Origin of the sequence: Streptococcus suis, assembly GCF_046032535.1 — a bacterium.
In the GTDB taxonomy this organism is placed as follows: domain Bacteria; phylum Bacillota; class Bacilli; order Lactobacillales; family Streptococcaceae; genus Streptococcus; species Streptococcus suis_AK.
Genome location: NZ_JARQPL010000005.1, coordinates 17,431 through 30,464, shown reverse-complemented (window position 1 = coordinate 30,464; position 13,034 = coordinate 17,431). Strand labels below are relative to the sequence as shown.

Genomic DNA, 13,034 nt, shown 5'->3' with positions numbered 1-13,034 from the left:
CTATTTATGTACTTTCTTAGCTACACGCAGTTTGGCTGAATGCGCGCGATTATTTGCCTCTAATTCTTCTTGACTAGGTAAGATAGGCTTACGATTGACCAATTCAAGTGGCGCCTTCAAGTCGTCTGGAATAAATGGCAAACCTTTTGGAACATCAATCGTACTTGCTTCTTTGAAGAGTTGTTTGGTCAAACGATCTTCTAAAGAATGGAAAGTAATCACAGAAATCCGGCCATCCAAAGCCAATAAGTCAATGGCCTGCTGGATAGATTCGTCTGCTGCTCCCAACTCATCGTTGACCTCAATCCGAATAGCTTGGAAAATCTGCTTAGCAGGATGCCCCTTCTTCTTAAGTTCCTTGGCTGGCTTGGCAGATTTGATCAGCTCTGCCAACTCAGTCGTTGTTTCAATCGGCTTGACCGCACGCGCCTGTTCAATCTTACGAGCAATCTGTTTGGAAAATTTATCCTCACCATATTTAAAGAAAATCCTCACCAAATCATGGTAGTCATAGGAATTGACCACATCATAGGCCGTCAACTGACCATCACGGTTCATCCGCATATCAAGCGGAGCATCTTGTTTGTAAGAAAAGCCACGCTCCCGCTCATCCAACTGCGGACTTGATACACCCAAATCGTAACAAATCCCATCAATCTCTGTTACACCTAGCTCTGCCAAGCGAGTCTTGAGATTGCGGAAATTGTCCCTGATAAAGGTCACTTGTCCTTTTTCAATGTAGGATGCCAAGCGAATATGGGCATGATCAATAGCAGTCTGATCCTGATCAAAGGCATAAAGATGCCCCCCATCCGTCAACTGACTGAGCAGATACTCACTATGCCCTGCTCCACCCAGCGTTGCATCTACATAAATTCCATTCGGTTTGATGTCTAACATATCTACTGTTTCATGCAAGAGAACAGTAGTGTGATTAAATTCCTTGCTCATATCTTATCTATTGTACCACAAAATAAATCAAAAAGTTGTTGCAAACTTTTTACAAAAAATGTGTCAAATATAGTTGACAAGCTTTCTTGATGGGTATATAATAACATTACAGAAATGTGTCAGATATAATTGACATCAACAGGGAGGGTTTCCACATTTTTTACAGTTGTATGTCAGATATAATTGACAGCAGTTTAAAAGGATAGCCAACCTATCCTCTCATTTTTAATCAAATATGTCAGATATAATTGACATAGAAAGGAGGGCACATGAACCGAGTCAAAGATTATCGCCTACTACTAGGAATTTCCCAGCTGGATTTGGCCAAGGCCATCGGCGTATCCAGGCAGACCATCAACATGATTGAAAACAACAAGTACAACCCCTCGCTAGACCTCTGTATCAACCTAGCCAAGGCTTTACAGACCGATCTCAATAGTCTCTTTTGGAATGAATAAGGAGTTTTTCATGAAAGATTTAGTTACAAAATTGCTCAATCAAGCAACCAAGGATTTTTATTCCATTAGTGGTCCCATGGATGAAATGCGGCAGCAAGAAAGCTATCGCCTCAGTAACACCATTGTCATGATTGTTTTTCCTATCCTGGTAATAGGAAATACAATTGCACTTCTTATCGCCTTACGACAACCTGAAAAAGTTGGCTTTCTGCTCCCCCTAACCAATATACTGATCATTGGTTTCACGCAAGCCTTAGCTTCCCACCTTGCCTTGAAAAATGGCATTAGTCAAAGCTATGAGGATGAAATTGATGTGACCAAGCTCAATAAATCTCTTGTAAAAAGTAGTCGTAGCACATTTTTCGGAGCCTTTCTGGCTTCCACGACTGCCCCTGCTTTCTATCAAGAATGGTCTGTATTTCTTGAAGAACTAACAGACCCGATCCTCCTACTAGGTCGGCTAATTGTTGCAGGAGCTATCACCTTCATCCATTACTACTATTGTAAGAAGCAGTTACAAAAGAAAATTCTCGCAAACAAATAAAAGGAAGAAAAACCATGAAAAAGAATACACGTCAAGCCCTTATCTCTACTCTAATTTTTATCCCGCTCTTTGTACTCTTTCAGCTTTGGGGCAATAGCGGAGCAGACATCTTGCATACCATCAGCCAAGCCAAATTCTGGATACAACTGCTGATTGCTGGAACCATCTACTTCTTAGGCTTTGTTTACATCTTACCATTGTTCGATCAAAAATAAGGAGCTGCGTATGAAAAAAGAAACCTTTCAAGATAAATTAATCAAACGATTTTACGGTATCGCAGGGCCCTTGGATGAATTTCGCCAAAAAGAAGCCTTCCGACTAGGCAATACCTGCTTTATCCTGCTCTTTTGGGGCACCATGGCTCTTACCCTACTGGCAATTGCCTTATACAAACGCTTCCCACAAGTCGTTGCCTATGGCTACCCAACGGCTCTATTCCTATCCACTCTTTCCGCCAGTATGTATATGACATCCAAGATGCGCCACAGTCAAGTGGATAGTTTAGATGTAGAAGAGCTGACTACCAAGGAACAGAAACAACTCAAGGGAGCAAGTTTCAAATTCGCCCTCTATTTCACTACCGTTATGTACATTTGGACTGTTGTTTTTGGTGCCTGGATGGATGGGCTCAATCCTCTCGACCACCTATTTGACCTCCGAAAATTTCTAGCAGCCTGTCTAGGTGGTATTTTCACGGGCATTGCTCTTGAAATCATGTTACGCAAACGCATGAAAAAGGCAGAAAAACTAACTGTCAGCTCTGCTATTTCCAAAGAAGAACCCAAGTGGATCAAAAATATGATACGACACTTCTATGGTATCCGTGGTCCTTTAGACGAGTACCGACGGACAAGGGCAGATGAGATTGGGGGACAGGCCTTTATCTACTACTTATATTTCCTAGCTTTTGGAAATGCCATCGCCTACTTCCTAGCTATCCGCTATCCTGTGGAGGTTGCCAACTATTATCCAATGATAATTGCCTTCTTCAGTATTATCCTCATTGGTATCGTTAATATGCGCACCCTCCATGCTGACCTGCCTCAATATGACGTGGACGAACTAAGCCCTGAGGAAAGACAAGGCCAGACCCTCAATCCACTCGTTTGGGGACTGGGGGTTGCCCTGCTATCTAGCCTCTTTGCTGGGCTGGCAGACCTCTTTAGCCTCCAGCTTCCCCTACTGGATTCCATCTTCCACGTAAAATCCCTCTTCTTCGGTGGCATGATGGGCCTCTTTGCCAGTCTAGCCCTGTCTGCCCTTGCCTATCTGCAAAAATTAGACACAGAAACCACTAAGAAAAAATAAGGAGCTAACACCATGGACAAACCTTTTACACCCAAACAAACCTGTCGATTTTTTGTTCTATTTTATGCTTTATTTTCTGCCTTCTTCATCTACTCTTACATGGTCAATGAGCCGATTAGTGGTTCATTCTTACTTACTTTTCCAGCCATTCAAATCATCAAATCCTATCAAACAGCAGAAGAAAAACGCTACTTTATCATTCAAGCCATCTTTGCCCTGTTTGCCATGACCTTGACCTATTCCGTGGGCATTTGGCTAGGACATGTCAAACCACATATCCTCATCCTTCCTGCTGGATTTGCTCTGGCTATTCTTTATCGATTGTATTTCAAAAAGGAGAAAACAGATGAACGTTAACAAACCGAAACTTATACTCACTTTGATTGTTCTCTCCTATACAACAATTTGTAGCCTGTATATACATAGCTACCTGACTGGGGACAATCCACCAATCTTTATCTTACCGCTCACTATACTTCCAATCTTGAATAGTGACTGGCAAACTAGCATCCCAGAATCAAATGCTTTCCAAAAAGCTATCTATCTTTATCGTAAACCACTGCTCTGGTTTCTCTTTGCAGGTCTTGTCCTAACCTTCTCCATTGGTTTTTTCACTGGACAAATCAAACCGCTTCTAGCAGGATTTTGGGGAATATTTACTTTCCTGCTCTTCTATAAACAATTGAAAAAGTAGTCTGCATCCAACATTTTACAAAGTAGGATTTTTTCTATAAAATAGATTGTATATGACATTCAAATCCATTCTCAAACAACTCAAACTATTTGATTATATCTTAATCGGATTCACCCTAATTTTATCCTTTCTTCCAGCAATTTTTACCTATACACATCTGGCAACAGATACAAATGAGGCAAAAACAATTGCCTATGTCCGCATCAATGGTGAGGTGGTCGACCAATTTGAATTATCAAAGGACACACCCCATCAAGAAAAGACCTACTATCCCAATGAAGGGCAATACAATATCATTGAAGTTGATGGCGAACGCATTCGTGTCAAGGAAGACAATAGCCCAGACCAAATCGCCGTTATGACCAGCTGGATTAGCCAGCCGGGTCAACTCTCCGTCTGCCTGCCCCATAATCTCTTGATTGAAATCAAATCCGTCGGTGGCGAAAGCACTGATGAAGAAGAACTCATTTTACCACTATAAGAAAGAAGACACAGCCTGATAAATGACTGTGTCTTTCCTTTTTAGAAAATAAGAGCTAAAGCAAGTATCACCACATATAACAGCGCAAAGAGTACAAAACTCTTTACTGCCTCGATAAAGGTTTCCCGTTTGACTTGCTTTTTCAAAAATGTTTCTAGACTCTTATAAGCAGGCCAAACTCCGATTAAACCTACCAGTGCCCAGATTGGTAAGAATCCAGTCAGACAGTAGATTATCCACAGCAACCAAGGTACGCTTGCTAAGACAAAATACAATTTGAGAGCATTTTTCTTGCTAATATAGTAAACCAGAGTATAACGATGATTGCGAATATCTTCCTCTAAATCACAGGTATTGTTGGCCAACATGATATTGGCAATCAAGGTTACCAAAGGAATGGACATAAAAATAATTTCTATTATTCTTGTCCAAGAGAATTGCAAGGTCATCCACTGGCCGCTCACTTGGCTGGTCAGTAGCAAATCTGATTGCTGAATAAATACAGCAAGAAAGAAGATGCCAAATCCCATGGTTACACCAGAGAAAACTTCACCAAGAGGCATTCTCGAAAGCGGAATAGGGCCAAAGGTATAGAAGATTCCAATGAGGAAACAGAGAGCTCCCATCGGTAGTAGGAGCCAACTGGTCCGCCATACAAGGAGTAATGAAACCAGTAGAGAAAAAATAAGTAAAGCAAAGACGATTCGAAGCATCTGCCGAAAATCTAGAGAGAATTTTCCAATCACATTGCTTTCCTGACGATAGGTTTCATCCTTGGCCTTGTGGTAGTCCATGCTATTGTTGATGGCAGTTGTACACATGTCAAAGCTAAGGACGGCAATAATGAAGAGGAGAGTATTGAGCCAATTGAAAGCTTGATAGCGATACAGGCTCCATAAAATCCCCAGGGTCATCGGAAAAACACTAGCTACCTTGGTCTTCAGTTCAACAAATTCTAGAAATACAGGCAGACTGAGCCCTTTAGTTGATTTATTCATTGACAAGATGATACTCCTCATTCGTTAATTCAAAGCTTTCTTTCAAGCCATCACTCAGATGAACGCCCTGCTCCTTATCGATGAAAACAGCTTCTACACCGTCAATCTGATTGATAAAGTCAAGACCTTTTTCCACACCTAGTAAGAAGAGAGTTGTGGATAATGCATCTCCTTGGATAGATGTTTTGGAAAAGACTGTCACACCTGAGATATCGTTTTCCACAGGATATCCCGTTTTTGGATCCAGTATGTGGTGGTATTTGACACCATCGACTTCTAAAAAACGTTCGTAAATCCCTGAGGTAACAACCGAATCATGTGTCCCTGGCACAGAACCAACCGTTGCTCCACGCACTTGGTCTGGGTCCTGAACTCCCACATTCCAACCATTTTGCGTCGTAGGCGAATCCCCCATAACCACTACATTCCCACCTAGATTGATGATAGCTGTCGTAATCCCTTTACTGGCAAACAATTCTCTAACCTTATCTGCAATGTAACCTTTGGAAATGGCTCCTAATTCTAGCGTCATTCCTTCTTTGATAAAGACGGTCTTCTTCTCCTTATCTAAAGTAATGTCTTTATAAATGATAAATGGCAGAGCAGCTTTGATTTCTTCATCACTCGGCTTACGTGCATCCTCATCTCCAATTTTCCACAGATTGCTCACAGCTCCAATGGAAATGTCAAATAGCCCCTGACTTTCTTTACTCATGTCAATAGCTGTTTCAATCACTTCAAAGGTACGTTCATCCACCTCAACAGCTTCTTTTCCTGCTGCCTGATTGATACGGTAGACATCTGCCCCTTCCAAGTTTGTGGACAACAGACTTTCCATCTCCTTGATATAGGAGACAGCTTCATCCATCGCTTCTTCCTGATTTTCATGATAAATGCTCAATTGCACTACTGTGTGAAGTAAGCTTTCACTACGAGTCAACGGAGTTTTCACAACAGATAAACTTTCGTTTTGTTTACCACCACAGGCAACAAGCAAAACCATCAGTAGGCCCACGAACAATAGACTTGCAATTTTTTTCACTGATTTTACCTTCCCCAAAAAATAAGAAGACACAGTAGCCAAACAAGTGCGACTGTGTCTTTCTGAACTGACTAAATTAGTCAAGTTTTACAGTTTCTGTTTTTCCTTCAGCAGCTGCTGCAAGAAGGGCTTCTGTACTCTTCTTGAAGTCTTCAGAAGTCTGAGTTGCACCTGAGACAACTTCAACAGCTGAAAGGTCTTGTTCTTTCACTAAAGCTGCATTAAGTTGTTCGATTGCTTCACCAGCAGAAACTCCAGCTTTATCTTTCATGTTTTTGTTGTACTCTTCATTTGCTGATTTAAGACTTCCATCTTCAGCTTCGTAGTCAAATTTTGACTCACTGATTTTTCCGTCTTTAACAGTCAATGTGTGAACAATTTTGTAGCCATAATCGTCTTTGCCTGACTCAGCTTTGTAAGTACCATCTTTCAATACTACTGTTTCTGTAGTTGAAGATGAAGTTGAAGTAGATTCTTGTTTAGAACCGCAAGCAGCAAGTGCAAATACCGCACCAAGAACTACCAAACTTTTCAACACAACTTTAGTTGTTTTCATAACAATACTCCTTTTGTAAAGTAAATAGTTTTATATTTATAATGATATACCTAATAAACTAAATTGTCTAGTATTTTTTTAAAAATAATGACTAAAAACTATTGCCACCAAATTTTGCATAGACGCAGTCGATAACTGTGGTATTCTATCTACAAAATTCATCATTTTTTCCAAATAGCTAACAATCAGTTTCTCTGTTTTGGCAATAGCATGCGTTGCAAAAATCCTATCTGTAAGGATTTCCAACCCTTCTGCCGTAGGGGATTGAATATAAGCCCGCAATTGCTGCTGGATAGACTTGTCTTCTCGCATGGCAAAAAGTAGCGGTGCAGTATAGATACCGTTTTGAATATCTTGCAATCTAGGTTTTCCTGACTCTGCCACATCCAGCTGGTAGTCAATTAAGTCATCTCGTAGCTGAAAGGCCATGCCAAGTGCTTGCCCAGACCGAAAAGCCATGCTACTGTCTTTCCTAGATTGACCTGGTACAAAACTCCCAAGTTGACAGGCAAGTCCAAATAGAAAAGCTGTTTTTCCTTGAATTTGCTTGAGATAGGCTTTCATAGTCATATTGGCATCAAATTGATTGAGTAGCTGAGATAATTCTCCTCGAAGAATTGTTTCCATCAGCTTATCATTGCCCAAATCCAAATCATCACATGATACTTCTAGCAAACGAAGCCCTTTTCCAAATAGTCGACTTGAATAGGCCAGAAGATAATCACCCGTGTAGATAGCGATTCGATTCGAAAATTGTTGATGAGCCGCCGTGACTCCCCTCCGTTTATCCGCGCCATCAATCACATCGTCATGAATAAGAGTCGCCAGATGCAGAACTTCTAAATGGGCAGCAAAATATAGCTTTGAACGGCTAATCTTTCCTTCCGTCATTTGTGCAAAGAGTAGACAGAGGCCAGCACGCAGGTATTTCCCTGGTGCCTCTACATATTCAACAATCTTCGATGTAACTGCTGGATGCAGGACCATCATCTCAGATAAGATGATGGATTTTACCTCTTCAAGTCCCCTCTCAATCTCAGGATAGGTATTCCAAATTTGATGTACCACTAACTTTCTATATTTCCTTTATTTTTTATCCTTGATACGGTAAATATGCTTGGGCTTTCCATAAATCTTCTTGTCTAGGAAACGACCCAACCACGGCATAATCCAATAGTCTAGACCGAAGGCTCTACCCGCACCATTCATAAGAGAAATAGCTGCTGGGATGAACCAAATATTTACCCAGTAGAACATGCCTGACAGGCTGAACATAACTACCAAAGCAACGGTTGCAGCAGATACAATCCATACAAAGGCACCAGCAATCAAAGCCAGACCGATACCGATTTCTGCTACTGTCATAAATTTTTGCATAAAGAGTGCTACTTCTTGGTTTGGCATCATAAATTCCATGATAGTAGCAAACCAATCAGGCATTTTGTCCAAAACAGCCATCGGTGCTTCACCATAGGCATAGCTCAAACCAAAAATTGGTTCAGCTGCTTCTGCCGCAGCAGTTGCCGCTTGTGAGGCACTTGAAACCGCCTCAGCAGCAGATGCACCAGATACTGGGTCAGCTAACCAAGGGAATGGGAAGACAACTTGATCCCCAAACCATGATGTTGTTCCGAATAGACCAAAGGCTTTCTTGATACCTTCGTAGAGCCATACTGAACCATAAAGGACACGCATTGGCACAGACCAGAGAAGATTTCCTTTGCCTGAAGTATGACCGCCAAAAATGTTTCGCTTATTCTGAATGTCAAAGAATTCATGACGAACATAAGAACCCATGTAGAAGAAACTACGGATGGTAAAGAAGTAGAGTAGGTTTACCATGTGTTTGACAGCCATTGCCATAAAGCCTGACATGTGGTATTTGTCCATCAAGAAGGCTACACCGTAGCGTGCTCCAATAGACACCATAAACCCATCATATTTACCTTTGTAGCTATGCTTTTCGCCACCCTTGATTGCTGCAATAATATTGCTTGCTGCCGTATGACCTGTCTGTTCAGCTGCTTGTACAATCTGTGGAGTTGGTTTTCCTTCTGATTCTTCAAAGTAAACCAAGTCGCCAGCTACATAGACATTTTCCTTGCCTTTCGCTTCCATGAACTCATTGGCTACCAAACGACCTGCACGTGCTTTTTCAATACCAAATTCACTTGCGTCTGTATTGGCTTGAACACCAGCTGTCCAAATAGAGGTATAGGTAGGAATTTGACGACCTGATGAAAGTGTCAAGCTATCTTCTTGTACACTTGCTACACCATCGCCAAGTACCAATTCAACACCTTTTTTCTCAAGGTATTTACGTGCCTTGACTTGCTCTTTTTCAGTAACCATAGCCAAGATATTTGGCGTTGCTTCGACAACCTTGAGAGAGAATTCTTTTGGATCCAACTTGAACTCACGCGCCAAAATTGGTACCCAGTCAATCAACTCACCGATCATCTCAATACCTGTGAAGCCAGCACCGATAACGGTAAATGTTAGAAGAGCGCGACGTTTGGCTTCATCATGCTCACGCATGGCACGATAGCAAGCATCAATCATGTGGTCATGCAAACGTTCTGCTGCTTCGATAGACCAAAGTGTAAAACCGTGTTCTTTAACACCTTTCACACCAAAGTCATTAGCCTCACCACCCATTGCAAGGAGCAGGTAATCAAAATCCAGAGTTTGGTGTTCCGCAACTACTTGTTTCTTATCGTAGTCAATCTCAACAACCTTATCTGTTACCAATTGAACCTTTGGATATTTTTTGAAGATACGTTGAAGGTCATACTTGATTGCATTGGCTTCTACACGCCCAGCCGCAACTTCATGCAACTCTGTCATATAGGTATGGAAAGAGTTCTTATCAATCAAGGTAACTGTTACATCTTGATCCTTTTTAAAAGTTTTTCCTAGCAATCGAGCTGCTGCAATCCCCGCATAACCAGCACCGACAATCACAATATTTTTCGTCACAATGTTTCCTCCTTGTGAAAATCAAAACAAATCACATGTTTCCATTATATCGTATTCCAAGATAGTTGACAAGCAAATTTCAATAATTAGTAATATACAACAAACAAAACTTGCCATAGAGAACAAAAACAAGTATGATAGTAAAATAGATAATCGACTAGAAAGAGTTTTTTCTCTACACACATGAATTCTAAACATCAAACACTTAACTTTATTACGATGCTGGCAGCTCAGGCAGTTGTCATTTCTTTGATTGAACGACTCATCACCCCCCCATTTGCCTTTGCTCCAGGTGCCAAGCTAGGACTGGGAAATTTAATTAGCTTGATCGCTATCTTTACCCTCCCTACAAAGGATAGCCTAAAGGTTGTCGCACTACGCTTGCTCATCTCAACCTTTCTGGGAGGCACCTTTTCCACATTCCTCTATGGCTTTGCCGGAACTACTTTGAGTTATGTAGGAATGCTCTCTGCCAAGCAGCTCGGTCCAAACCGTGTCAGTCCTATTGGAATTTCTATTCTGGGTGGGATGTTGCACAATCTTGGTCAGCTTCTTGTTTTTGCTACCATCGCCCGTTCTTTCTATGTACTGAACTACCTGCCAATCCTCGCTTTTACAGGAATTTTATCAGGCTTATTGGTCGGACTGGCTGCTACCTACCTCCTCCAAAAGGTCGGACCTTTACGTCACTATCATCAACAAGTCTTAGCAGAATGGAAATAAATCTCCCTAGGTCAACTAAGGAGATTCTTTTTATGGTCCGAACCACTTTTTCATTGCCCATAATAATTTCCCCATAATCCTGGTGTCACAAATAAAATGAGCCACCTCATGTAAACACCACTTATAAAATCCATGGTAATAAAAAACAAGGAAGCTTTCAAGAAGAGAAAAAATCAGGTTCTTTGCGTGTTTTAGTCGTACATTTTCTTTCTTTTGTGCTACAATATCTTCATCTTTTATTTTTTTGAGAAAAGGTAGAATTATGTCACCATTTAGGATTAAACTTTCTCCCAGTCAGCGAATCATTATCAGTTTCTTATTCGTGATTCTGACTGGATCAATTTTACTAAGTCTTCCCATCTCACAAATTAGCACCTCTACAGCAAGTTATTGGGATCATCTCTTCACATCTGTCTCCATGGTTTGTGTGACAGGACTATTTACCAAAGCCGTTGCTGAAACCTATTCCACTTTTGGACAGATTATCTGTATGATGCTAATCCAAATTGGTGGTTTGAGCTTGATAGGATTTATCGGTCTCTTCGCTTTACGCGGTGGTCGTAAAATGAATTTCATCAATATGGCGACCTTACAAGAGGCTCTAAACCGATCTGACACAAAATATTTTCGTAACTTCCTCAAATCAGCTTTTGGTTTTACCTTGGCGGTCGAAGCCTTTGGAGCCCTCTTACTGTCCTTTCATTTTGTACCTGAATTTGGATGGGCAAGAGGTTTATTTACCTCGATTTTCGTAGCTATATCAGCCTTTTGTAATGCTGGTTTTGATAATTTTGGCGCAACTAGCATCATGCGCTATGTGGATAATCCTCTAATCAACATAACATTAGCCAGTCTCATTATTATGGGAGGTCTTGGATTCTCGGTTTGGTTTGACCTTCAGACACAAATCGGGCAAAAACGTAGCCTACGAAAACTAGGGTTCCATACAAAGATTGTTCTAGGTCTAACAGCTACTATACTAACCCTCGGAACTCTGACAACCTTACTCACTGAATGGAATAACCCTTCTACTATCGGGCAACTATCATTTGGTCATAAATTATTAGCCAGCTTTTTCCAGACGGTCACCATGCGAACCGCTGGTTTTGCCAGTATCGACTACACGAAGGCTGAACCAATCACCCTCTTGCTCTATATCTTTCAGATGATGCTTGGCGGAGCCCCAGGTGGAACAGCCGGCGGTATTAAAATAACCGCCTTCCTAACCTTAGTGCTCTATGCTCGTAGCGAGATTCTCGGTCTCCCTCATACCAACTTTATGGGACGAACCATTGATAACCTCAGCATCCGCAAAGCTTTTGCGACATTCTCCGTCTTCCTGCTTATGTTTATCATAGGACTCTTCGCACTTGCCTTAACAGATGACCGACAACCACTTCTATTTTTAATGTTCGAGGTCATGTCAGCACTAGCCACTGTAGGTGTTACTGCCAATCAGACACCAAGTCTAACCATGGCCGGTCAAGCAGTCATTATGGCGCTCATGTTCTTCGGCCGTATCGGTCCACTTTCTATTCTCGCAAGCCTTTCTGTTCGAAAATTATCTAAAACCGAAAGTCTTCAATACGCAAAATCATCTATGCTTGTTTAAAAGGAGAAATCATGCCAAACTATACTATCGGAATTCTCGGCCTGGGAGTTTTTGGTACTACCATTGCAAAAACATTACACAATTACGATTGCAATATTATTGCTATCGATAATCATGAACAACGTATCAATCATCTAGAACCTATTCTCACGCGCGGTATTGTCGGAGACATCACCGATCGCTCGCTCCTACGTGCAGCAGGAATCGGTAACTGCGATGCTGTTGTTGTAGCTACTGGCGAAAACTTGGAATCCAGTGTCCTTGCTGTTATGCATAGCAAGGTCCTAGGCGTTCCTATGGTCATTGCCAAAGTCAAAGGAACAACTGCGAAAGAAGTCCTTCTCCGTGTTGGTGCTGACAAGGTCATTTCTCCCGAACGCGAAACAGGTATTTCCCTAGCCAAACAATTACTCCACCGCGATACAACCAGCCTCTTTGAGCTTGACGGTAATGTTTCCATTGTTGAGTTTCACCCGCCAGTAAAATGGATTGGCAAAACACTCGGCGAATTAAAACTCCGCCAACACTATAAACTCAATATTATCGGTTACCGAAGTGGCGAAAATCAGGAATTAAACATCCAACTAACTCCTGACTATGTCTTCAAATCTAACGAACTCATCTTAGCAGTAACAGACCATAACACTGTCGATCATTTTGAAGAGCTGACAAATTAATACTCAATGAA

General features: G+C 41.4%; 16 protein-coding genes. 10 read left to right on the top strand and 6 right to left on the bottom strand.

Annotation, left to right across the window (positions count from 1 at the left end; translation table 11 throughout):
• Positions 1 to 951, bottom strand: a complete 951-nt coding sequence (gene rsmH, locus P7J58_RS02790; RefSeq protein ID WP_408555648.1) for a 16S rRNA (cytosine(1402)-N(4))-methyltransferase RsmH — start codon at positions 949 to 951, stop codon at positions 1 to 3.
• A 269-nt stretch (positions 952 to 1,220) separates the two neighbouring features.
• Between rsmH and P7J58_RS02785 the strand changes: the two genes are divergently transcribed.
• From P7J58_RS02785 to P7J58_RS02755, 7 genes are read left to right on the top strand one after another with little or no spacing between them, the layout of a single operon-like run.
• Entirely contained in the window at positions 1,221 to 1,409 is a 189-nt protein-coding gene (locus P7J58_RS02785; RefSeq protein ID WP_002942681.1) for a helix-turn-helix transcriptional regulator, read from the top strand.
• 10 nt (positions 1,410 to 1,419) lie between these two features.
• A complete protein-coding gene (locus tag P7J58_RS02780; RefSeq protein ID WP_024399402.1) occupies positions 1,420 to 1,953 on the top strand; it encodes a DUF3278 domain-containing protein in 534 nt (177 codons plus the stop codon).
• A 14-nt stretch (positions 1,954 to 1,967) separates the two neighbouring features.
• Complete coding sequence (locus P7J58_RS02775) at positions 1,968 to 2,168, top strand: hypothetical protein (protein WP_002942673.1); 201 nt, start codon at positions 1,968 to 1,970, stop codon at positions 2,166 to 2,168.
• Positions 2,169 to 2,178: 10 nt separating this feature from the next.
• Positions 2,179 to 3,261: a DUF3278 domain-containing protein gene (locus tag P7J58_RS02770; protein ID WP_408555649.1), complete on the top strand. Its 1,083-nt coding sequence runs from the start codon at positions 2,179 to 2,181 to the stop codon at positions 3,259 to 3,261.
• Positions 3,262 to 3,273: 12 nt separating this feature from the next.
• Entirely contained in the window at positions 3,274 to 3,618 is a 345-nt protein-coding gene (locus P7J58_RS02765; RefSeq protein WP_044760142.1) for a hypothetical protein, read from the top strand.
• Complete coding sequence (locus P7J58_RS02760; protein WP_408555650.1) at positions 3,608 to 3,955, top strand: hypothetical protein; 348 nt, start codon at positions 3,608 to 3,610, stop codon at positions 3,953 to 3,955. Before P7J58_RS02765 ends, P7J58_RS02760 begins: the two co-directional genes overlap by 11 nt.
• A 52-nt stretch (positions 3,956 to 4,007) precedes the next feature.
• Entirely contained in the window at positions 4,008 to 4,436 is a 429-nt protein-coding gene (locus tag P7J58_RS02755; protein ID WP_408555651.1) for a NusG domain II-containing protein, read from the top strand.
• Between the two features lie 41 nt (positions 4,437 to 4,477).
• Here the strand turns inward: P7J58_RS02755 and menA are convergent, their stop codons facing one another.
• The 5 genes from menA to P7J58_RS02730 form a co-directional block, all read right to left on the bottom strand.
• Positions 4,478 to 5,434, bottom strand: coding sequence for a 1,4-dihydroxy-2-naphthoate polyprenyltransferase (menA, locus tag P7J58_RS02750; RefSeq protein ID WP_408555652.1), 957 nt, complete (start codon positions 5,432 to 5,434; stop codon positions 4,478 to 4,480).
• Positions 5,427 to 6,476 (bottom strand): FAD:protein FMN transferase, encoded by a 1,050-nt coding sequence (locus P7J58_RS02745; RefSeq protein ID WP_044760156.1) that lies wholly within the window; start codon positions 6,474 to 6,476, stop codon positions 5,427 to 5,429. Before P7J58_RS02745 ends, menA begins: the two co-directional genes overlap by 8 nt.
• A 76-nt stretch (positions 6,477 to 6,552) precedes the next feature.
• The gene (locus P7J58_RS02740) at positions 6,553 to 7,032 is read right to left on the bottom strand and encodes an FMN-binding protein (protein ID WP_002942658.1); all 480 of its coding nucleotides are present in this window, start codon (positions 7,030 to 7,032) and stop codon (positions 6,553 to 6,555) included.
• A 78-nt stretch (positions 7,033 to 7,110) separates the two neighbouring features.
• Positions 7,111 to 8,100, bottom strand: a complete 990-nt coding sequence (locus tag P7J58_RS02735; RefSeq protein WP_172013033.1) for a polyprenyl synthetase family protein — start codon at positions 8,098 to 8,100, stop codon at positions 7,111 to 7,113.
• Positions 8,101 to 8,118: 18 nt separating this feature from the next.
• Positions 8,119 to 10,011, bottom strand: coding sequence for an NAD(P)/FAD-dependent oxidoreductase (locus P7J58_RS02730; RefSeq protein WP_024380526.1), 1,893 nt, complete (start codon positions 10,009 to 10,011; stop codon positions 8,119 to 8,121).
• Between the two features lie 183 nt (positions 10,012 to 10,194).
• On the opposite strand from P7J58_RS02730, the gene P7J58_RS02725 reads away from it, so the two are divergent.
• From P7J58_RS02725 to P7J58_RS02715, 3 genes are all read left to right on the top strand, one after another.
• Positions 10,195 to 10,734, top strand: a complete 540-nt coding sequence (locus P7J58_RS02725; RefSeq protein WP_408555653.1) for a Gx transporter family protein — start codon at positions 10,195 to 10,197, stop codon at positions 10,732 to 10,734.
• Positions 10,735 to 10,996: 262 nt separating this feature from the next.
• Positions 10,997 to 12,346 (top strand): TrkH family potassium uptake protein, encoded by a 1,350-nt coding sequence (locus P7J58_RS02720; RefSeq protein WP_029174444.1) that lies wholly within the window; start codon positions 10,997 to 10,999, stop codon positions 12,344 to 12,346.
• An 11-nt stretch (positions 12,347 to 12,357) separates the two neighbouring features.
• On the top strand, positions 12,358 to 13,023 hold the full coding sequence (locus tag P7J58_RS02715) for a potassium channel family protein (RefSeq protein ID WP_044777586.1): 666 nt from the start codon (positions 12,358 to 12,360) through the stop codon (positions 13,021 to 13,023).
• Positions 13,024 to 13,034 lie beyond the last annotated feature (11 nt).

Coding starts and splice junctions, on each gene's coding strand:
- menA (WP_408555652.1), bottom strand. CDS start 5,434: ATGAATAAATCAACTAAAGGGCTCAGTCTGCCTGTATTTCTAGAATTT.
- P7J58_RS02740 (WP_002942658.1), bottom strand. CDS start 7,032: ATGAAAACAACTAAAGTTGTGTTGAAAAGTTTGGTAGTTCTTGGTGCG.
- P7J58_RS02720 (WP_029174444.1), top strand. CDS start 10,997: ATGTCACCATTTAGGATTAAACTTTCTCCCAGTCAGCGAATCATTATC.
- rsmH (WP_408555648.1), bottom strand. CDS start 951: ATGAGCAAGGAATTTAATCACACTACTGTTCTCTTGCATGAAACAGTA.
- P7J58_RS02775 (WP_002942673.1), top strand. CDS start 1,968: ATGAAAAAGAATACACGTCAAGCCCTTATCTCTACTCTAATTTTTATC.
- P7J58_RS02785 (WP_002942681.1), top strand. CDS start 1,221: ATGAACCGAGTCAAAGATTATCGCCTACTACTAGGAATTTCCCAGCTG.
- P7J58_RS02760 (WP_408555650.1), top strand. CDS start 3,608: ATGAACGTTAACAAACCGAAACTTATACTCACTTTGATTGTTCTCTCC.
- P7J58_RS02770 (WP_408555649.1), top strand. CDS start 2,179: ATGAAAAAAGAAACCTTTCAAGATAAATTAATCAAACGATTTTACGGT.
- P7J58_RS02725 (WP_408555653.1), top strand. CDS start 10,195: ATGAATTCTAAACATCAAACACTTAACTTTATTACGATGCTGGCAGCT.
- P7J58_RS02755 (WP_408555651.1), top strand. CDS start 4,008: ATGACATTCAAATCCATTCTCAAACAACTCAAACTATTTGATTATATC.
- P7J58_RS02765 (WP_044760142.1), top strand. CDS start 3,274: ATGGACAAACCTTTTACACCCAAACAAACCTGTCGATTTTTTGTTCTA.
- P7J58_RS02780 (WP_024399402.1), top strand. CDS start 1,420: ATGAAAGATTTAGTTACAAAATTGCTCAATCAAGCAACCAAGGATTTT.
- P7J58_RS02715 (WP_044777586.1), top strand. CDS start 12,358: ATGCCAAACTATACTATCGGAATTCTCGGCCTGGGAGTTTTTGGTACT.